The 21,387-nt window shown below is 58.1% G+C and carries 15 protein-coding genes and 1 pseudogene; 11 read left to right on the top strand and 5 right to left on the bottom strand.

Features of this window, described 5'->3' with window-relative positions; genetic code table 11:
- Positions 1-26 precede the first annotated feature (26 nt).
- Positions 27-1,148 (bottom strand): recombinase RecA, encoded by a 1,122-nt coding sequence (gene recA / locus TBK1r_RS37305; RefSeq protein WP_145221470.1) that lies wholly within the window; start codon positions 1,146-1,148, stop codon positions 27-29.
- A gap of 422 nt (positions 1,149-1,570) precedes the next feature.
- On the opposite strand from recA, the gene TBK1r_RS37300 reads away from it, so the two are divergent.
- On the top strand, positions 1,571-3,619 hold the full coding sequence (locus tag TBK1r_RS37300) for an ATP-dependent DNA helicase (RefSeq protein ID WP_473772478.1): 2,049 nt from the start codon (positions 1,571-1,573) through the stop codon (positions 3,617-3,619).
- A 140-nt stretch (positions 3,620-3,759) separates the two neighbouring features.
- On the opposite strand, the gene rpsT is transcribed toward TBK1r_RS37300, so the two are convergent.
- Positions 3,760-4,023 (bottom strand): 30S ribosomal protein S20, encoded by a 264-nt coding sequence (rpsT, locus tag TBK1r_RS37295; RefSeq protein ID WP_145221467.1) that lies wholly within the window; start codon positions 4,021-4,023, stop codon positions 3,760-3,762.
- A 247-nt stretch (positions 4,024-4,270) separates the two neighbouring features.
- On the opposite strand from rpsT, the gene cobA reads away from it, so the two are divergent.
- The 4 genes from cobA to TBK1r_RS37275 all read left to right on the top strand — a co-directional run bounded on the left by cobA (position 4,271) and on the right by TBK1r_RS37275 (position 8,142).
- Positions 4,271-5,764, top strand: coding sequence for a uroporphyrinogen-III C-methyltransferase (gene cobA / locus TBK1r_RS37290; protein WP_145221464.1), 1,494 nt, complete (start codon positions 4,271-4,273; stop codon positions 5,762-5,764).
- On the top strand, positions 5,761-6,078 hold the full coding sequence (locus TBK1r_RS37285; protein WP_372897024.1) for a carboxymuconolactone decarboxylase family protein: 318 nt from the start codon (positions 5,761-5,763) through the stop codon (positions 6,076-6,078). The genes cobA and TBK1r_RS37285 overlap by 4 nt, the downstream gene beginning before the upstream one ends.
- A gap of 271 nt (positions 6,079-6,349) precedes the next feature.
- Complete coding sequence (gene mobA, locus TBK1r_RS37280; protein ID WP_145221461.1) at positions 6,350-6,940, top strand: molybdenum cofactor guanylyltransferase; 591 nt, start codon at positions 6,350-6,352, stop codon at positions 6,938-6,940.
- Entirely contained in the window at positions 6,937-8,142 is a 1,206-nt protein-coding gene (locus TBK1r_RS37275) for a molybdopterin molybdotransferase MoeA (protein WP_145221458.1), read from the top strand. Before mobA ends, TBK1r_RS37275 begins: the two co-directional genes overlap by 4 nt.
- A 724-nt stretch (positions 8,143-8,866) precedes the next feature.
- Here the strand turns inward: TBK1r_RS37275 and TBK1r_RS39400 are convergent.
- Entirely contained in the window at positions 8,867-9,019 is a 153-nt protein-coding gene (locus TBK1r_RS39400; RefSeq protein WP_419580768.1) for a hypothetical protein, read from the bottom strand.
- A 1,761-nt stretch (positions 9,020-10,780) separates the two neighbouring features.
- Between TBK1r_RS39400 and TBK1r_RS39395 the strand changes: the two genes are divergently transcribed.
- The 5 genes and pseudogenes from TBK1r_RS39395 (at position 10,781) to TBK1r_RS37250 (ending at position 16,125) form a co-directional block, all read left to right on the top strand.
- Positions 10,781-11,353, top strand: a complete 573-nt coding sequence (locus TBK1r_RS39395) for a DUF3885 domain-containing protein (protein WP_419580767.1) — start codon at positions 10,781-10,783, stop codon at positions 11,351-11,353.
- Between the two features lie 60 nt (positions 11,354-11,413).
- Positions 11,414-11,671 (top strand): annotated as a pseudogene (locus TBK1r_RS37265) (DUF3806 domain-containing protein); the annotation flags it as partial.
- A gap of 659 nt (positions 11,672-12,330) precedes the next feature.
- Complete coding sequence (locus TBK1r_RS37260; RefSeq protein ID WP_145221449.1) at positions 12,331-12,792, top strand: SMI1/KNR4 family protein; 462 nt, start codon at positions 12,331-12,333, stop codon at positions 12,790-12,792.
- A 698-nt stretch (positions 12,793-13,490) separates the two neighbouring features.
- Positions 13,491-13,958, top strand: a complete 468-nt coding sequence (locus tag TBK1r_RS37255; RefSeq protein WP_145221446.1) for a YegJ family protein — start codon at positions 13,491-13,493, stop codon at positions 13,956-13,958.
- A 1,576-nt stretch (positions 13,959-15,534) separates the two neighbouring features.
- Positions 15,535-16,125 (top strand): hypothetical protein, encoded by a 591-nt coding sequence (locus TBK1r_RS37250; protein ID WP_145221443.1) that lies wholly within the window; start codon positions 15,535-15,537, stop codon positions 16,123-16,125.
- Between the two features lie 159 nt (positions 16,126-16,284).
- On the opposite strand, the gene TBK1r_RS37245 is transcribed toward TBK1r_RS37250, so the two are convergent.
- Together TBK1r_RS37245 and TBK1r_RS37240 are read right to left on the bottom strand one after the other, a co-directional pair.
- Positions 16,285-18,009 (bottom strand): hypothetical protein, encoded by a 1,725-nt coding sequence (locus tag TBK1r_RS37245; protein ID WP_145221440.1) that lies wholly within the window; start codon positions 18,007-18,009, stop codon positions 16,285-16,287.
- Between the two features lie 113 nt (positions 18,010-18,122).
- Entirely contained in the window at positions 18,123-18,536 is a 414-nt protein-coding gene (locus TBK1r_RS37240) for a hypothetical protein (RefSeq protein WP_419580766.1), read from the bottom strand.
- 233 nt (positions 18,537-18,769) lie between these two features.
- Here TBK1r_RS37240 and TBK1r_RS37235 point away from each other — a divergent pair, with 233 nt between their 5' ends.
- A complete protein-coding gene (locus tag TBK1r_RS37235; protein WP_145221437.1) occupies positions 18,770-21,298 on the top strand; it encodes a U32 family peptidase in 2,529 nt (842 codons plus the stop codon).
- The last annotated feature ends 89 nt before the right edge of the window (positions 21,299-21,387 follow it).

Raw genomic sequence — 21,387 nt, 5'->3', positions numbered from 1 at the left:
TGCAACCGAATCACAAGATTCGAGCGCTACGAATTGGCGACTTCTTCGCCGGCTTCGACGTCCAGTTCAGAGGCGTCGTCGATCATCGGCGCTTCGTCCACCGGCGGACCGAATCCGCCAGCTTGCATCACCTTCTGCTTGATCTCCTCCGCCACGTCGGTGTTCTCGATCAAGAAGTTGCGTGCCTTCTCCTTGCCCTGACCCAGGTACGTTTCACCGTACTTGAACCAAGCACCGCTGCGGTTGACGACCTTGTGGGTCGTTCCCAGATCCAACAAGTCGCCTTCGTAGCTGATGCCGTTGTTGTGCATCATGTCGAATTCAGCGATACGGAACGGAGGTGCGACCTTGTTCTTGACGATCTTGGCTTTGACCCGCTGGCCGACTTGCTCCTCGCCGTCTTTCAGTGCACCGATGCGACGGACGTCGATCCGGCAAGAACTGTAGAACTTCAGCGCCCGTCCGCCCGGCGTCGTCTCGGGGCTGCCGAACATCACGCCGACCTTTTCCCGAATCTGGTTGATGAAGATCACCGCGCACTTGCTCTTGGCAATCGCACCGGTCAGCTTTCGCATCGCTTGACTCATCAATCGAGCCTGCAAACCGACGTGGCTGTCACCGATCTCCCCCTCCAGTTCTTTCTTGGGAACCAGGGCCGCGACCGAGTCGATCACGATGGTGTCGACCGCGTTGCTCTTGACCAGCATTTCGCAAATCTGCATCGCTTCTTCGCCACTGCCCGGCTGGCTGACCAACAGCGTGTCCAATTCGACACCCAGCTTCTTCGCCCAACTCGGGTCAAACGCGTGCTCGGCGTCGATGATCGCCGCGATCCCGCCTTGCTTTTGCGCCTCGGCACACACATGCAGCGCCAACGTCGTCTTACCACTGGATTCCGGACCGAAAATCTCGATGATCCGGCCCCGTGGAATCCCCTGTCCGCCGAGTGCCATGTCCAGCGACAAACTGCCCGTCGGAATGCCTTCGATGTCCAAATGCGTCGACGCACCGAGCGGCATGATCGATCCTTCGCCGAACGATTTTTCGATCTGCTGCAGGGTCGTCGCCAAGCCCGGCTCGCGCTCCAAAACGGCTTTCAAATTCGGATCCACCTTGGGACCCTTTGCAGCTGCTTTCTTCTTTGCCATGTTTAATTCCTTCTGATTCCAGAGTGGAAAAGTCCGACGAGTGGAAAAGCCCACACGCCACTCCGCTCGACCGGACCCCCCGGAGCGGTTCGCGACGCCACCAGAAACTTAACCGCGGGCGCCGCCTGTCACAACCAAACCGACGTGGAAAACCCGTCGGTGACATCTGATTTATCGTCGCCGCAAAGACACCTCTGGTCATTCGCATCGGTCCGCCGAAATCTTCCGCGGATCGATTCAGTGTACGCCCCCGCACAGAACCCCCTGTCCGCTCAGTTTGCTAGCAAACGGGGGTCCGGGTGGCAGGGCGGTGGGCCGGGTGACAGCGCGGTGGGATCGACTCGGTGATCGGATCTCGATGCGGACGAGTTCCGCTCTCTGATCTTCGCCCGTATGTTAGTTGGGTAAAGTCACCCGACCCCTTGCCCCACTCACGTGCCCCTCGATTGACCGAAGACGAACTGACTGTCGATGCGATTCTCGGCGCCCAGGGGCGTATCGCGGCCCGGATGCCGAACTACGAGCCCCGTGAGCAGCAGTTGCAGATGGCCAACGCCGTCGCCAAGGCACTTCAAACGGGTCAGCACTTGGTGGCCGAGGCGGGAACGGGCACCGGAAAGAGCTTTGCCTACCTGGTGCCGGCCGTGTTGCACGCGACCGGCGAGCCGATCATCAAGACCTCCGACGAAAAAACGCGCCGCCCCCGCGTCTTGATTTCGACTCACACGATCAGTCTGCAAGAGCAACTGATTGCCAAAGACGTCCCGTTGCTCAATAGCGTCATCCCGCGAGAGTTTTCCAGCGTGCTGGTCAAGGGTCGGAGCAACTATCTGTCCAAGCGACGGCTGGAGCGCACGCTGGGCAAGATGACTTCGCTGCTGGGGTCGGACATCCAGTATCAACAGCTTCGTCACACCCAGAAATGGGCGGCCGATTCGAATGACGGCAGTTTGGCGTCGATGCCCTTTAAACCCGATCGCGAAGTCTGGGATGAGATCGTCAGTGACACCGGCAATTGTCTGCGAAAGAAGTGCGACCACTTCAAAGACTGTTTCTACTTTCGGGCCCGTCGCCGAGCCACCAACGCGCAGTTGTTGATCGTCAATCACGCGTTGTTCTTCAGTGACCTGGCCCTCCGCAACGAAGGCGTGGCGTTGCTGCCCGACTACGACGCGGTGATTTTGGACGAATGCCACACCGCCGAAGCCGTCGCGGGCGAACACCTGGGGCTGCGGTTGACCAGCGGGCAATTCACGTTCCTGTTTGATCGGCTGTACAACGACCGCAAACAGAAAGGATTGTTGGTCGAGAAAGACCTGCGCGGGCTGCAACAAGAAGTCGACCGGTTGCGTTTTGCCCACAGCACGTTCTTTGCCGACATCCTGGATTGGAAACGCGATCACGCGCCCGGCAACGGTCGCGTCGCCGCACCCGACGTGGTCAGCAACTCACTTTCCAAGCCGATGAAGGAGCTGGCGTTGAAACTTTTGACCCAGGCTCAGGGACAGAAAGAAGAGTCGGATCGAATGGATTTTGAATCCTCGCACGACCGTCTGATGTTGCTCAGTTCTTCGCTGGACCGTTGGCTGAAGCAGGAAGACGAGGACACCGTTTTCTGGGTCGAAGCCACCCCGACCCGGAGCGGCATGGACCGGGTGCAGCTCTCTTCGTCACCGATCGACGTGGGCTCGGCATTGCGCGAGTGTCTGTTCCAAAGCAAGATGATCCGCAGCGTCGTGATGACCAGTGCGACGATCGCATCGGGCAACGACGACAAGTTCAAATTCTTTCGCTCCCGCGTGGGGCTCACCGGTGGAATGTCGGTCCGCGTCGGCAGCCCCTTTGATTATTCCAAACAATCACAGATCGTCGTCGTCCGTGATCTACCCGATCCGTCCAAAGAGCGAGACGCGTTTGAGCGTGCGTTGCCGGACCAGATCAAACGGTTCGTGGAACATTCCGGCGGCCGAGCGTTCGTGTTGTTCACCAGCTACGGGTTGCTCAAGCAATGCGCCAGCCGGTTGAGCAGTTGGTTGGCGTCGAAGAATCTGTCGCTGTACACGCAAGGCGGCGATCAAAGTCGATCGCAGATGGTCGACGCGTTCAAGAAGAGCCCCGGCGTGCTGTTCGGCACCGATAGTTTCTGGCAGGGCGTGGATGTTCCTGGTGATGCGTTGACCAACGTGATCATCACCAAATTGCCGTTTGCTGTTCCCGACCATCCGTTGCTCGAAGCCCGGCTCGATGCGATTCGAAAAAGCGGCGGCAATCCCTTCACGGACTATCAGTTGCCCGAAGCCGCGATCAAATTCCGCCAGGGTGTCGGTCGCTTGATCCGCACCCGATCCGATCGCGGCATGGTGGTCGTGCTCGACCCCCGCGTTTGCACCAAGCGCTACGGCAAGCTGTTCCTCGAATCGTTGCCCGAACAACCGGTGCACTTCGTCTCCAAAGTGCCCCGAAAGCGCTAGTGGCGTAAGCTTCCAGCTTGCGACCCCCCGCGACGCCAGTCGCAGCCTTGGCTGTGCCTGACCACTGCAGTGGTGGCGTACGCTTCCAGCTTGCGACCCCTGCGACGCCAGTCGCAGCCCAAACTGTGCCTGACCGATCGCTACGCGACCGACTTGACCAGCTTGCTCAGCCGGCTCTTGCTGCGAGCGGCTGCGTTCTTGTGAATCAAGTTCTTCGCAGCGGCTTGATCGAGTCGCTTGGTGGCGATGCGAAGCTCCGATTGAGCCGTTTCGCTGTCGCCCGCGGCGACGGCTTCGCGGACGCGGCGAAGTTGCGTGCGCATGCGGCTGCGGAGGGTACGATTGTGTTGGCGTCGCTTGTCGTTTTGACGGAGCCGTTTCTTGGCACTCGCTGTGTTTGGCATTTCGTTACGTAATGGTTGCCGGAAAATGTTCGTAGCAGGGGACGATCGGCCGAGAGTCCAGTTCGTACTTCTTGGCTGACAGTTGGCGCACTCGCCGCCCATGGGCTTGATTTCGCCCTATTTGAGGGCCGCGTAGTATGGCGATGCTTGGTCTTGCTGTCCAGAGTCAACTTGGAACTCTGTTTTGTCGCCCGATCATGGCGGTCCAGGACTACGAAAAACCTGCCCATTACGCTCAATTATCCCCATGAAACCAATTGTTTATCTGATCGGTGCCGGTCCGGGGGACCCCGAACTGCTGACCCTCCGGGGGGCTCGCTGTCTGCGGGGGGCCGACGTCGTGCTCTACGATGGCTTGAGCAACGCCGAAATTTTGGCCCTGGCGCCTGCCGCCGAGCACATTTGCGTGGGAAAACACGGGCAAACGCGGATTTGGCGGCAAGACGAGATCATCCAGGAAATGCTCCGCCACGCGGCCTTGGGAAAGTCCGTCGCTCGACTCAAAGGCGGCGATCCGGCCGTGTTTGCCCGCACCTCCGAAGAGGTCGACGCCTTGAATCAGGCCGGGATCCCCTTCGAAATCGTCCCCGGCATCACCGCCGCGCTGGCCGCCGGATCCTACGCCGGCATCCCGATCACCGACCGAAAATTGGCCTCCGCCGTCGCCTTGGTCACCGGTCACGAACAACCGGGAAAGAGCGAATCGGCGTTGGATTGGGACGCCTTGGCTCGATTTCCCGGCACCTTGGTGATCTACATGGGCGTGACGACGGCGAAGGTTTGGACCGACGCGTTGATCAGCGCCGGCAAAGACCCCGCGACCCCGACCGCCCTCGTCCGACGCTGCAGTTTGCCCGATCAAACCACGCTCCACTGCCGGCTCGATGAAGTCGCCCAGCGGCTCACCCCCGCCAGCAACTTTCGCCCGCCGGTGATTGCGATCGTCGGTGCCGTCACGACGCTGGCCGATTCGATGCGATGGGTCCAGCATCGGCCGCTGCACGGTCAAACCATTCTGGTCACCCGGCCGGCCGATCAAGCCGACGTGCTGGCCGACGCGATCCGTGACTTGGGCGGCTATCCCCTGATCGCCCCCGCGATCGCCGTCAAACCGATCGATGACTTCACCGCGCTGGACCGATCGATCGAAAACCTCGACGACACAGACCAACTGATCTTTTGCAGTGCCAATGGCGTGGAACATTACTTTCGCCGTCTGCACGAATTGCGATACGACTCCCGCCGGCTGGCCGGCATCTCCGTCGCCGCGATCGGCAAAAAGACTCAGCTGAAATTGTTGGAACAGGGCATCCGCACCGATATCCTACCGGAAGACTACCGCGCCACGTCCCTGGTGGACCAGTTGCAATCCTCGGCGGCGGGTCAATCGATCACGATCATCCGCGCCAGCCGTGGAAGCGACGAATTGCCGAGCAAACTGAAAGACGCCGGGGCCGAGGTGCACGAAGTCGTCGCCTATCAAAATGTCGACGTCGACTCCGCCGATCCGTCGATCATCGAGGCGATGGACGATGGAAAGATCGATTGGGTCACCGTCACCAGCAGCGCGACGGCAATCAACCTGTCTCGTTTATACGGCGACCGGTTGAAACACGTCCGACTCGCCGCGATCTCGCCCGTCACAGCCGCCGCCTTGGAAGAACGGGGGCTGACCGTTCACGCCGTCGCGAATCCCTTTACCATCGAAGCCCTCCTCCACGAGATCGTTCAACAATCATGATTCCGAAACCCTACAAGAAAATGCACTCGGACTATCCCGACCTGATGCAATCCTACGAGGCATTCGGGAAGGCCGCCAAAGAAGCCGGACCGCTGTCGGCCCGCGAAGTCGCACTGGTCAAGCTGGCGATCTCGTTGGGCGCCGGACTGGAAGGTGCCGCCCATTCGCACTGCCGCAAAGCACTCGAAGCCGGTTGCACGCCCGATGACCTGCGGCACGTCGCCGTCGTCTCCGCCCCGACGATCGGATTCCCCACCATGATGCGAGCCAAGTCCTGGGTCGAAGACGTGATCGACAAGCAAGACGCGTCGTAGCATTGTGCGTCTGATGTCAAACAGTCACCCTCCCGTGTCGTCGCAAACTTTTCGGCGACCCTTCTCCCCCACAAATCGACAAGCAAGCTTGTTCACGATTTGCGGGGGAGAAGGGTGCCATATCCGTCAGAAATTAAATCGACATCCCAAAGGGAGGGTGACTTCAGTTCAATGACGAACCGACGGCTTAACTTGATGCGTATGGGGTCGAGCGCAGTGACGGGAGGGTTTCCGCTGCCCCACATTCACCGACGTCCTTCGCTTCCCGCTTATGCCCAGTCCTGACCCCAAACTGCTCGGCGTCGTCCTTTGCGGCGGGGCCTCCAAACGCATGGGCCGCGACAAGGCGGCGTTGACGACCCGGCAAGGGCAGTCGTTTCTCGAACATGCCGGCCGCCGACTGCAAGAACACTGCGGCACCGTTTGCGTTTCCTCTTCGCTACAGCGTGAAACCGACTTCCACCGCATCCCCGACCCGCCTGAATCTCACGGCCCGATTTCCGGCATCCATGCCTCGTTGTCCTACGCGCGCGATCATGGCTTTGATGCTTGCGTCTTCACACCGGTCGACACGCCATCACTCACCTCCCGCGACCTTCAAACGTTGATCGATGCCTTTGCCGGCCATCGCGATCAAGTCGTGTGCGCCGTTTCGGACCAAACGCCCGAACACATTGAACCATTGATCGCGATTTATCCTGTCGCGCTCGTCGACATCATCGGCACGTCGATTGATGCGGGACAATACAGCCCACGACGATTGCTGCGATCATTACCGATCATCACCGTCCCACTCTCGGCGGCATCTTGCCGCAACATCAATACGCCTTCGGATCTCGACCTCCATCCACCCAAGCCATGAAACAACCCTTTCAATACTCCGACCCGGACGCGGCGATCGCGGCCTTGGCCGAGCGACTGTCGGTCGTTGGTGAAACCGAGCCCGTCAACGAACCCGTCGGGCGGATCATCGCGGAACCCATCGTGGCCGATCGCGACAGCCCGGCGGCGGATGTCTCGGCGATGGATGGCTACGCGGTCCGGATGTCCGACGTGCAATCGGACTCGGTTGTTCCGGTCAGCGGTATCAGTCAAGCCGGCGCCGCACCTCCGGCGATGGAAGACGGCCACGTCGTACGGATCTTTACCGGCGCGATCATTCCCGACGGTTGCCAGGCCGTGGTCAAACGCGAAGACACCGAGGAACTTGAGGCATCGATTCGCTTCCTGCCGGCGGCGATCGAATCGACGGTCCCCGGAAGCCACATTCGACGCCGCGGTGAAAACGCACCGGTCGGCTCGAACGTCTTGGACGTCGGGACCGAAGTCACACCGGCCGTCGTCGCAGCACTGGCCAATTTTGGCTGCACCACGCCGCTCTGTTACCGCCGCGTCAAAGTCGCCGTGCTGACGACCGGTGACGAAGTCGTCGATCCTGCGACGCCGGCACTGGAACCTTGGCAATTACGAAATAGCAATCGTTCCGCCGTCCAAGCGATGCTTTGCCAGTACCCGTCGGCGATCTTGGAAATCGTCGAACACGTCAAAGACGATCGTGATTCGCTGCAGCAATCGCTCGACGCCGCGATTGCCGCTTGCGACGTGGTGGTCCTGACCGGCGGCGTGTCGATGGGCGACTACGACTACGTGCCCGACACGATCGAGCATCTTGGCGCCGAAATCGTCTTTCACGGGCTGCCGATTCGCCCCGGCAAACCGATCTTGGGCGCGGCGACGAAGGACGGCAAACTGGTTCTCGGGCTACCCGGCAATCCGGTCAGCGCCACGATCAACTGCCATCGCTTCTTGATGCCCTTGCTGCGCCGTATCGCCGGCAAGCCATCCTGGGCGGACAAGCCATCGATGGTGACGTTGGCCGAGACTCCGCAAAAAGCGATCCCGCTGCACACGATGTTGCTGGTACGAATGACGGACATTGGTGCTGCCGAACTCGTCGCCGCCAAGGGATCCGGCGACCTCGTCGCGCTCGGTCGCAGCGACGGCTACGTCGCCGTCCCGCCGATGACCACCACGACCGGCCCCTGGCCGATGTTTCGTTGGTGACTCCATCGAGGCTTTCAAAAAGATCGACCGGCCCGGGGTGGCGAAAACGGACACAACGGGCGCTGACGTTGGCCGACCGGGCGTCCTGCCCCGGTGGGTCGGATTCATTCCGCATCCATCACGCGACGTAATCTCCAATCGCCTCGCGAACCGTCGATCGAGCAACATTGTTGACTCGCCCAACCGGAACCCGTAAGGTCGGTTGGTTCGTGACATTCCGCGGTCCGTCCCGGGATTATCAGTTTTTTTCCCGGTTGAACCACCGTTAAATTAGTTGTTCACGCTGCTGACCGACGTCTGGCGACATTGCCGATTTCTCTTTCGTGTGATTGGCCTGTTTCGTGGTCCCCTCTCTTCCACGGTTCCCAGCGTTGTCCAACGCCTGACATCCCGACTGCGATTCGTGCGCTCGAATTGCGCTCACCGAATTTCATCAGACCTCTGTTTCCTGTGATTCGCTCTTGATGTCACGGTTTGAAGTGTACGCTGATGTAGCTGCTTGAAGGACCTCACGCAAAGTCGCCAAGCCGCAAAGATTTGAACCCGCCCCTTTGCGGCTTGGCGTCTTTGCGTGACTCTTGTCTCACTTGGTGCGCGGTCGACTCGGCCGAAGAAAACAAACCGACGCCGGTCGAATACAACGCTGACAACCAACGCCTGACGCGCCGACTACTGATTGCGTGACTCGATTTCCCATGGCGATTCCGGTCGAGTACATTGGCAATTAGCGTCGATAGCTCAAACTGTCGTCGTGGCCGATCCGCGTGAACCAAGTGGTGCGCCGCAGTCGGCGAGTCGAGTTTGTTTTTGAGTTCAGGTCCATCGCGCCGACGCGGTGACCACTGCCGTTCCCCGACAGACTGAATGCTTGCGCCACTCGTCCTTCCCTTTCAAGTTTCGGTCACTGCCTTCACGGTTCTTTGGTGCGTTGGTGCATTGACACTTCGGAAACCAAGGCGGATTGCTTGGCTTTCACTTGCCGCCGTACTCCTCTTCATTCCATCCTGCGCCGGCGTGATGGTAATTGTCGACTTACAACGTTACGGACGATTCGACTACGCCACCGCGTCAGAAATTCCAGACGATGGATACATTGAACTTCCGGCAACTGCCACGGACATTACGCTTTACCGCAATGGCGCTGGGCACTGGGCAAAGTTTGCAATCGACTTGTCATCGTTACGCTCATGGATCAACGAACGTCGGTCGTTACGGCCAGACTTGAATCGACATCATGACGACGATGAATGGTTGGCAATGGCCTCCGAACACCAACGGCCTGATAGGCTCAAACTGAACCAGCAGATTTTCGGCGACCGTTTTCCGGAGACTGGATGGACTTACGACCCGTCAATGCTGCAGGTGCAGGTGAGCCGCTCTGACCGAGGTGGCGGTTATACTGTGTGGCACGTACCGTCTACTGGTGAGACATACATCAGCGCTGGCTACTGGTAAGGCGGCGAACCAAGCGATGAAACCGAGCGGCGAAGTCGGGCGTTTCGAAGTGGAAGATCGACTGTTGCCGCCGGTTGGTCGTAGACTTTGAACTTAATCGAATTGCTTTCCGCATCGACGGACGATCTGCGGTGACGATGGGGCAGCGTTGCGTCGGACTCCGGGCCGGAAGGCTGACGCCGGCTTCTTGAATCCCCTGGCCGCAGGTCGTCAGCGTTTCGATGCGGCAGCCGTCCTGATCTCTTGTGGCCCATCGTGTGATCCGAAGGCGCGTGACTCCCCCGTCACTTGCGTCGTGTGGTCCACGGTGTTTTTCTTTGATTGAAAGACGAATCCGACCGAACACAGGACGCGCCGTCCCTGGGGAATCGAGCGCCCGCGGAGATTGGAAGTGCACCCATGAGATCAAGACGTCATTGCATGCACAACGCCGATGAACTGCGTGCAAGAGAGTTCAGAAGCGGACTTTGCCGTCGCACCCAACTCGAGTTTGCCTGAGACTAAAACACTGGCACCCACAGTCAGGATCCGTTCTAATCGAGTCCCACCACCGGGCCAACTAAAGGCCGATAAAGTTCTGGCGTTGATCGATCCGCGTTCCTCCGAATGCGCGGATAGATCGCAATTCGTTCGTCGAATCAATCCATCCGTTTTGGCAAATCCTTACCGTCCTTCGACTGTCGATGACTCGCGTCAGCGAAATTGGTCCGTAACGCAACGTCACCGCTTCGCCGGAGCGTGGCTTATCGTCTCAGGGATCCTGCATTTTTTCGCGATCAACGCGCTAACTGAGTTCACGTCCCTATGGAGGCTAGATTGGACACCGCTTGTCTTGACCGGACTGGGTTTCTTGGTTGCAATTCAACTCCGAATCGCAATAGCGTTCACGCGACTAATCGGTTCGTTTACGTTGATAGGTCTCGTTCTAGCGAGCATTCTGCTCATCGCCGGATTTGGAGATGGCGGAGGATTGTCGTACGGTGCCACGACCGTCACGGACCCAAAACCAGGGCAAGTGTTGCTATTGTTGGCGACGATTGCCGCTACAATGATTCCTCCTTGGTGGATGCTTCAACGAGCATTAGCGGGGAACAATCGCGTGCACCCGAGTACGCGAGCTGGCCGGTTTGGACATTGAGAATCTTTCGCGCGTACCGTGTGACGCGTGGCGTTATATAGACTGATGCTTGACCAATACTGGACCCGACGATTCGACGATGCACCGCCTATCGCGCATGCATTCCGCGATTCACAACGCGACTGCTGGGTCCGGTTCCACTCGCTGCCTGAATCAAAGCGGTACGCGGAGTCTACGCCTGAATGGACAACGTTGCTTGAGCGTCACAACGCCGTCGTTACTGCTCTCGCATCCGACGGCTCGAAACTGGATTTGCTCACGACAAACTGGTCCGACTCGGATTCGCCCGGTCTTCCGCACGAGCGGTTCTGCGAACTTCAGATTTCTACCGAACATTGGCGAACCGTCGCAATGCACGAGCTTGATGGAGACCCTAACCCGAATTTTTGGCACATCTTTCGATCATCAATTGCTTGGAAACGCACCGCACTGGACGACGTGATTCGTTTGGTCGCAGACGATTACATATCGAACGTCATGATTCTCGATGCCCATGACTCGTGGCTATTTCATCCGTATGATGGGGGCATGGATGTCATCCTTGGTTCAACAGAACAACGTGATGACCTCTCTCGCAAATTCAAGCATTGGCGCTCGCGACGCTCCGACGGACTCTAAGTCGCCAAATTACAATGCCGTGCATGGCAATAAGATCAATCGCGGCGAAACGATGACCAACGAGTGATCCAGATTACCGGCGGTTGCCTCGGCAACAAGGGTGTCACGGATTTCGACCTGGAGTGGATCACAGTTGCTGACGAGTACGGAACGGACGACGCTGTCCGCAGTGCCAAAGTCGAGGTAATGAGCTTTCCATTTTCCACGGTACTCAAACGCATCGAGGACAAGAAATACGATTTTGTTCACGGCGTCTACTTCACCGTGAAGGAAATGCTAACAAACGGCGAGTACCAGGTTCGCCAACCGTCGCAGTAGCGCGTCCTGTACGCAACGAGCCAAATAACCATCGCGTGAACCGTGATACGCGAGTCGGCGTTTTTGATGGTGATAATCTTTCTCGCGTACCCGGTTACGCGTACCGTTGAACTGAATCGAATTGCTCTCCGTTTGGATGGTTGATCTGCGGACCCGATGGGGCGGCATTGCGTGGGACTCCGGGCCGTCAGACTGACGCCAGCTTCTTAAATCCTCTGGCCGCAGGTCGTCAGCGTTTCGATACGGCAGCCGTCTTGATCTCTTGTGGCCCATCGTGTGATCCGCAGGCGCATGACTCCCCCGCGACTCGCGTCGTGTGGTCGTACGTGTTTTTCTCTTATTGAAAGACAAAACCGACCGAACGCACGACGCGCCGATCCTTGGGAGTCGAGCGCCATTGGAGTGTTGGAAGTGCACCAATGAGATCAAAACGGGGCTTGAGCCACGACGCGGATGAACTGCGTGCAAGAGAGTTCAGAAGCGGACTATACCGTCGCAATTCAACTCGTGTTCGCCCGGGAGTAAAACGCTGGCCCTCGAAATCAGAATCCGTTCTAATCGAGTCCCCTCACCGGCCCAGTTGAAGGCCGACAAAGTTCTGGCGCCCGATCTATCCCCACTCCTACGCTGCGCGGATAGATCGCAATTCGTTCGTTGACATGAAGACTTATTGGGACGCAATATTTCAGCAACATTGGGAGATGTACGATCCATCGTTCAGCGGAAATCGGATACGTCTTCCCGGGACGACAAACGAAGCGATTCGCAAAGTTGAGCTGGAACTTGGGTTGGAGTTCCCGCCGGAATTCCACGACTGCTACCTCGCGGCAAACGGATTCGGAATCGATCGGTTGTTGCTGGTTCCGGTCGAGCAAATCCCAAGTTTCATCTCCTCATCGCGAACTTGGCTTGGCGCGGACCATCAACACATTGCAGATCGTTTTTTTCCCTTCATCGATAACGAATATGGCCCGACTGGCTATTTCCTAGAAGAAGACGGTACTTTATCGGACTACATGTTCGTGGCGGTCCAGGAACGATATCACAATGATCCGCGTTTTGACCCCGACGCATTCATGGAACCGTCCGCACAATCTATCGGGTCATACTTGACATGCTGAGGCAGAACCAAAAGTTGCACGGGATAACGCGAGTCGGTGTTTTTGGCATGGTTAATCTCACGCGAGTTCCCCGCGAACTTGGCCGTTCACGTTGTCGACCGACGCCAGTTGCGCCGCAGCAATTCCATTCGTGTCATTCGTGCTATTCGTGGACAATCTCTTTTCCGCTGGTTGCGTGAATGCCCAACGCCTGACATCCCGACTGCGATGGGTGCGATCAGAATACGCTCACCAGATTTCAGCAGACCTCTGTTTCCTAGGATTCGCTCCTGATGTCGCGGTTCGACAGGTGCGCTGGCGTACTTGCTGGAAGGAGCTCACGCAAAGTCGCCAAGCCGCAAAGATTTGAACCCGTCCCTTTGCGGCTTGGCGTCTTTGCGTGAGCCTTGACTCTCTTGGTGCTCGGTCGACTCGACCGAATGAGACAAACCGACGTCTGTTGATACCAATGCCGACATCCGACGCGTGACATGCCGACCGCAAATTGGGACTCTCGATTTCCCACGGCGTTTCGGATTGAGTACATTGGCCATCAGCGATGATCGCTCAAACTGTCGTCGTGGCCGATCCGCGCGAACCATATGGTGCGCCGCAGTCGGTGAGTCGAGTTTGTTTTTGAGTTCAGGCCGATCGCGCCGCTGCGGTGTCCACCGCCTTTCCCCGACTAAAGTAACATCTCACTACGCTAGATACGCACAATGAAACTCAACGGTCTTACTTTGCTTCTCGCAATGGTCGCACTTGCGATCGGTTGCTCTTCCAGCCCGGACACCCTTATTGAAGGTGGTTATGATGAAGCCGAGATGGCTGCTGCCACTGAACGAGCGATTGCGGAGGTTGACACCTTCATCGCTGATCTAGAATCCGGCCGCTCGGAAAACTACGCGGTCAAGGCTCCAATCGAAGACAATGGTGAGACTGAGCATTTCTGGCTGATCGGCGTTACTTTCGCCAACAACCAGTTTACTGGAACGATCAACAATGAGCCGGGGATGGTGTCGAACGTGACCATGGGCCAACAATATACCCTCGGCAAAACTGAAATCTCCGATTGGATGTTCATGCGTGATGGCAAGATGCATGGCAACTACACATTGCGTCCGCTATTGGCCACTATGCCAGAGGCTGAGGCAGATCAATATCGCTCGATCCTTGCGAGTCCGTAGTTGCGGGGAACCATGCCGTGCACACGGAGCACGGCTGGCGGCGTTTTCTGCAATGGGAAGTCAACTCTCCGTGCCCCGTGATGTCTGACGTTGAACCTAATCGAGTTGCTTTCCGCTTCGACGCTTGAAGTGCGGTCACGGTTCGGCGGCGTTGCGCGTGACTCCAGCCGGCAAGGCTGACGCCAGCTTCTTAAATCCTCTGGCCGCAGGTCGTCAGCGTTTTGATGCGGACGCCGTCTTGATCTCTTGTGTCCCTTTGTGTGATCCGCAGTCGCATGACTCCCCCGTCACTCGCGTCGTGTGGTCCGAGGGTGTTTTTCTTTGATTGAAAGACGAATCCGGCCGAACACACGACGCGCCGGTTCTGGGGAGTCGAGCGCCCGCGGATCTTGGAAGTTCACCCATGAGATCAAGACGCCATTGCTTGCGCGACGCTGATGAACTGCGTGCAGGTGATTAGCGAAGCGGACGGTTTGGAGAAGAGGCGACGAGTGCAGTGAGCAAATGCAACGAGCGCGGGGCTGGATGATGCCCGGTGGGCAGACTGAGTGGATGTCGGTGGTGTGACGGCCTGTTGATTTAATCCGATCGCACGTGGGGTTAGCCGTATCGCGCGCGTACGGGCCTCAACCACCAAGAATGCGCACCGACGCCCGTAGGCTCGCGCCAAACGGCTGATATTCGATTGATATCAGTCGGTTCGCGCCAGCGCGAGCGACCCCTCATTGATGTTAACTTAGCGGTAGTGGGCCCTGACGGACCTGGCAAACGCTGTCTGCCCGCTGGGCTTTTGCATACTGGAAGCGATGGCAGCAAGGCGGTGGCGTAGCGAGCGATGCGAACCCGGGAGAATGCCAGCAAACAAGACAAAATGGACAGCAGGATAAGCACGAGAAGCTGGCATTCTTTACCGGGATTCGCTCTAATCAAATTCCCTTTCCGGGACATCAGAAGGCCGGCAAAATTGTGGTGTTCGATGGATCCATGTGTCTCCAGATTCGCGGATTGATCGCAATTCGGTTTGCTAACGATCGCAACTCTTTGACGTGCAGTACACCAATCCCTATTCCCCGACAGAACTGACACACCGTGAACGGGACTCAACGCCCGAACCACCTGAATCGGTTTGGGTTCGCAACCTAAAAGCGTTGGTGGCAGTCGTCACTGTTTATTCAGTGCTCTGCGCTGTGTTCGCGATCTCGCGTACTGCGATGCCTGAATCGCTCGTTGTGGCGCTGCTGGTGGTCGGATCGGTCGCATCCGCATGGGCAAACTTGACGCTAGGTCCAAGAATTGGCTGGGATCGCGGCGGACTTCCCATTGCATTCGTTGTGTTTTTTCTCGCGTTGACCGCGTATTCGGGGTGCGCACTTGTTGCGGGTGGCATGTTGTACCGTGCACTCAACCCAGTGACAATCTATACTCCGATGCGAGTTGACCCCGACACCATCTGAGTAGACCCATTCGCCGCAGGTGCGAGCACGGAGTCGATGTCAATTGAAAATACCATGTTATTCACCGTGCCGTGGTGCACGGCGGGCTTTCTGCTTTTGGGAACAACTCGGAGAGGCTTGGCGTGCATAACTTCATTGTGTATTCGTTGCTTCTATTGCTGAGTACGACGGTGCTGCCCTCATGTCTGTTCGCGCAGACGACACAGTCGCCTGAGGAAGTCCAGATGATCATCACGGGCACAGGGCAACGAGGTAAACACCTTATCACGCAAACTCTGTTCTTGGACTGCAAGGACAATACAGTGCTCTGGCAGATCCGAGGTGACGGCACGCTTCCTGAAACGTCGTCAGGAACGCTTGAGCTTGAGTCTAGCCGGTTGGAGCGGTTTATCGCTCAACTGAAGCTTGATCTTGATCCGGATCGGTTGATGCCGTTTCACGATGAAGAGCACTCGTGTCGGTATACCTTTGCAGTGATTCGAAATCATCGACTGGAGTGGAGCGGGTCGATTGGCGAAGGCGATTTTCAATTCGGACTGAAGAGTAGCAGGATCATGACACCTGTACTGCATGCAATTCAAACCAAACGCGTGATCCGCGGCGGCTTCCTTTACTACTATTTCTTGTCCGACTATTCCTTCAAGTACCGGGCCAGAGGTTACCTTGTCGACGAAAAAGAGTCTACCAGTTCGCCAGCGGAGATCGCCGCGTAACAAAGGGGTCAGGCCTCTTTGATGTAAATCGCTCAACAAAGAGGCCTGACCCCTTTGTTTGTCCTTAAATCGCTCAACAAAGAGGCCTGACCCCTTTGTTTGTCCAAAGAGGCCTGACCCCTTTGTTCGCTCAACAAAGAGGCCTGACCCCTTTGTTTGTCAGCCCGGTTCGGTGCGATGTTCGGCGTTGTAGCGTTTGAGTTGACGGTGAATCCGCTTGGAGTGTCGCTGCAAGTCCGATGGTCCCGTGACCCAACTGTCGTAGGGCAGTTCTTCGACAGGCACACCCATCCTGGCGAGGGCCAGGAGCCATTGGAGGCGATCATCAGCGGATTGGGTCAGTGGCGAAGGGCGTTCGGCCAACAGCGATCGGATGTGCGGACTTGCCATCGCCGCATTCGGTCCCAGACGCATGAATGCTTCTCGAATTCCATGGACGACTCGAAAACGTTCGTGCCACGGCTTCTCGACGACCTGGTCCAGAATCCCCAACAGTTCGGGCAAAACGACTGCGCCCTGATCCGCCAATCGTTCCAAAAAAGGTGCCGCTTCCGGGACAGATGTTGCGCGGTCCCAAATCGCTCGTTCGTCGGCGCTCGGTTGGGCAAAGGTTGCCGCGGGCAAGCCAACCAATTCGGAGACGTACCATGATCGAGCTTGCGGTTCCTCTGCCGCCAAGCAACGCTTGGCCAGACCCGCTCGCAACGCGGTCAAATCCGTGTTGCCCCGCAGTGTCGTCCGCAGCAGTTCGTGCGGATCAGCGATTCGATCATCCAGCAAGATCTTTGCGATGGTGTCGATCTGGTCTTGTCCCGCCTCGTACTGGAACAGTTTCAACCACATCGGCGCCAGCAGCAGGTGCGCGTCGGTCGCGTTCGGATCGTCCAGCGTTTCAGCCAGTTTCTGTTCCATCCGTTCGACCGAGTCCGGGGCCGGATTCGGGCGCGGAATCTGAGTCAATCGCAGCAGTTCGACATCGGGATCGAAGTCGAAGTGACGGGGCTGATTGGAATAGGTGGAACTACCGACGGTAAACCGAGCGTTGTTCATGGCACCATGAAATCCGAAGTAAAACAAGGGCGCAGGAACGCGGTGCTGCACCAATGACCTTCGAGCCTTCACCGCGTCGGTAGGGTCTCGAATTTCCAGTCGTTGAACGCTTGGTTCACCCGGTCTGTGATCCTCTTGGTAGATCACGCGCCAGTCGATGTGTTTGCGGCCGAGCGATGTGTGCTCTCGAAGCGTGTCGCCTTGAGCGATCCGCAATGCCCAGTCCGCCTGCAAAGTCCGATCCAGATGTCTGCGTCCCACAATGCGACGCATCGCATGAGGTCCGTAGATTCTGTCGAAGGCATCCATGATCTTTTGCGGCTGATCGGGCTGCGCCAGCGTACCGGGTGCATGGGGACCGCGTCGAAAGGTTGCCGCGTCGTAGCCGCTGACCTTGGTGACACTTTCTACACCGGGCGTATCGAGCAACGCCGTGCAGCGATGATCACAGGTCATGGCCGCGGTCGAGCAATAGCGGTTTGGAGGAAAATCGACCAGGACGTTTCCGGTCAATCGTAACGTCGGTGACGCGGCGATATCGGAAAGTGCGGCTTGTTCAAAGCGACGGATCTCGATCATTCGCCATGGCAACATGACAACGAAACCCAGGACAAGCGCCAAGCCGAATGCAATCACGTTTGCCCCGACCCGCGACGACAACGGCACGATGGGGCGAATCAGAAACGTGGCAAGCAGATAGACAAATACAGTCGGAATGATTGTCAAAATCAGCCCGGGGATCACCAGGAAGAAATAACCCATCACGACCAGATCGGGGACTGCCAGGACAATAGCCGACAGGATGCCGAGTGGAATCAACAGGGATTTAAGCATCTTCTTCGCATCAATCACGCGTATCGGAAGGTGGGGGCCCACCCGGATCACAACGGGGCGATTCCGGGAAACCTTCAAACGATAGGTCGTGATTGATTGCGGACCGCTAAAAATCAGTCACAGCGGCGGTGCAACCAGAGCATCAATCCGCCGCCGACAATCGTGCTGATCGATTCGGCGGCGGTCCACCAGATCGGCATTCCGGACTGGAAATCGATCAGACCCTGCAAGAGGCCGAAGGCGATGATGCCGACCGAGAGCATGCCGACAAATTCGCGGAAACGAGCCAACCGGTAGGAAACCACGATCAACGCGATGCCGATGAATCCGTACAGCAGTGACAGATGTCGAGCCAGATAAAAAGCCAGCGGCGTCTCTGGAAATCGTTCCAGTTTCAGTGCGTCGGTGATCGCGATGATCCACGATTCTGGCATCACGGCGGCAACAAACGCCAACTGTGAAACGATCCCCACGAGCCGCAGGAACCAGATCAACCAGGAGGCGGGATAGTTCACAGTATCGCTCACGTCGAATCAGCTCTCGTCGATGGGGGGCGTTGGATCGGAGGCAATCTTATCGTATGGATTGTCGCGCAGTTTGTGCATCGGGCGGCCCGGTCGAACCGCAGCGCGGCCGGCGGGGGGCTGGCAAATCGAGGCTTGACCGACCGCATTGATGTTCCCTCACAGGGCGCATTCTCTGGAGGGACCGCAGAAAATGCCCCTACGAATCCGTCGCGGCCTGCGCCATACTTTCGGCCATGAACTCACATGCAGAAACTTTCCCACCCGAATTGCTCGCCCCGGCGGGGGACTGGGATTGCGCGCGGGCGGCGATCGAAAACGGGGCCGACGCGATCTATTTCGGTCTCGATTGCGGATTCAACGCCCGCCACCGCGCGAAGAATTTTCATCTGGATGATCTGCCCGAATTGATGAACCTGCTTCGCAGCCGCGGCGTGCGGGGTTACACGACGATGAACACGCTGGTGTTTCCGTCGGAATTGCCGCGGCTGGTTCCGGTGATCGAGCGGATCGCCGAGAGCGGCGTCGATGCGGTGCTGGTGCAGGATTTCGGCGTCGCCCGACTGGTCCGCGAGATCTGCGGCGAGCTGGAGATTCACGCCAGCACGCAGATGAGTCTGACCAGCGCCGAGACGATCGCGGTGGCGTCACAGTTGGGACTCGAACGGGTGGTGTTGGCGCGGGAATTGTCGGTCGCCGAGATCGGCAAGATCGCCGCCGCGACGGAGATGCCGTTGGAGGTGTTTATCCATGGTGCACTTTGTGTCGCGTATTCCGGCCAGTGTTTGACCAGTGAATCGCTGGGCGGCCGAAGCGCCAATCGCGGACAGTGCGCCCAGGCGTGTCGATTGCCGTACGAAGTGATTTGTGATGGCAAGGACGTGGACCTGGACGACGTGCGTTACCTGCTCAGCCCCCAAGATCTGGCCGGCTACGATTCGATCGTGGCGCTGATGCAAGCCGGCATCGCCTCGCTGAAAATCGAAGGGCGATTGAAGACTCCGGAGTACGTCGCCAATCTGACCAAGCACTATCGCCGGGCGATCGATCAAGCCGTCGCGGAGGGGCGGGTCACGGTCAGCGACAAGGCCAAGCAAGAGATGGAGCTTTCGTTTTCGCGCGGTTTCACACCGGGCTGGTTGGAAGGCAATGATCACAAACGATTGGTTCCCGGCCGCCACAGTGCTAAACGCGGCATCCTGCTCGGACGGGTGCTGCAGATCGACGGTGACCGGATCCAAACGCGTTTGGCAGCCGACGTTTCACTCGGTGACGGTTTGGGCATCGAGTCTACCGAAACCGATGGCAGCGATCAGGCGATGCAGGGTGGGCGGGTGTATTCGTTGCACAGCAACCGCGGTGAGAAACAAAAGACGATGCGTTCCGGCCAGACGGCTTGGATCGGCTTCGGTCGCGGCGAGATCGATTGGTCTAAGATTGCCGAGAATGGCTCGGTGTTCAAGAACGATGATCCAAAACTGAACCGGCGATTGCGTGCGTCGTTCAACGTCGCCGATCCGGTGACGCGTCGTGACGTCGATTTCAACGTCGTTGCGGTGACTGGTGAGCCGTTGCGGGTAACAGCGACGTTGTCCGATGCCGCCCGGTTGACCGAAACGGTTTGTTCCGATGGGGCGCTTGAACGGGCGAACAAGCACCCCGCGACCGAATCGATGTTGGCGGAAAAACTGTCGCGTTTGGGGGCGACGGCATTTCGGATGCGGAAGCTTGATGCGGTGATCAGCGGGGAGCCGATGGTTCCGGCCAGCTTGATCAATGAGCTGCGCCGGCGGGTGATGGAGCGACTCGGCCGGCGGATCGAACAGCCTCCGCCACGATCGATTCGCGTGGCGGCCGGCGAAGCGATGTTGGATCCGATCCCATCCGGCGATCCGCCCGTGGAAAAACCCCGGATCGCTGTTTTGTGTCGTTCGCTCGATCAGGTAAAGGCGGCGACCGAAGCAGCGGTCGATCTGATCTACGTCGACTTTCATGACGTCCGGCAATACGCAAAGGTGTCGGAGATCGTTGCGGCGGAATCGATACCGTTTGGCATTGCGACGGTGCGGATCCAGAAGCCGGCGGAGATGGGATTGTTGCGGGTGTTGCCGCGTCACCGGCCGGATTTCATTCTGGCGCGAAACCTCGCGGCGCTGGAGCACTTTCGCGAATCCTCGATTGAGACCATCGCCGATTTTTCGTTGAACGTTGCCAATCATCGATCGGCCGAATGGATTCGCTCGCTGGGGGCACGGCGGGTGACGGCGTCGTATGATTTGAATTGCGATCAACTGGCCGATCTGATCGATTCGGTGCCGCCGGCTTGGATGGAGGTGGTGTTGCATCAACACATACCGATGTTCCACATGGAGCATTGCGTGTTCTGTTCGGTGCTGTCGCCGGGGACGAACAAGACCAATTGCGGTCGGCCCTGCGATGACCACGTCGTGCAGTTGCGCGATCGGGTGGGGGCCGAGCACACGTTGCAGGCCGACGTCGCCTGTCGCAACACGCTCTACAATGCGACTCCGCAAAGCGGCGCGGAAACGGCCGGTCGATTGCTGGAGCGCGGGATCGGTTGGTTCCGATTAGAGATGCTCGAAGAATCGCCGGCGGAAGTGATCAAGACGGTGTCGTTGTACCGCGATCTGTTGAGTGGTCGTTTGACGGCGGAGCAGGTCTGGAAGACGCTCGGCGCGACCAACCGGATGGGTGTGACACGCGGAACGCTGGAGTCGAAGCGGAACCCGTTGGCGGTTTTATAAGCCGCGCCATAGGCCAAAGTTCGTCGGGGCGTTTCGGCGCTCGACGTGATCGTTTTGTGGGCAATCGTGGTTGATCGGCTGGTCGCCGG

The sequence above is a fragment of the Stieleria magnilauensis genome, from assembly GCA_007753675.1.
GTDB classification, from domain to species: Bacteria; Planctomycetota; Planctomycetia; order Pirellulales; family Pirellulaceae; genus Stieleria; species Stieleria magnilauensis.
Note: the sequence above shows the minus strand (reverse complement) of the source record. Positions and strands in the feature narration are given on the sequence as shown.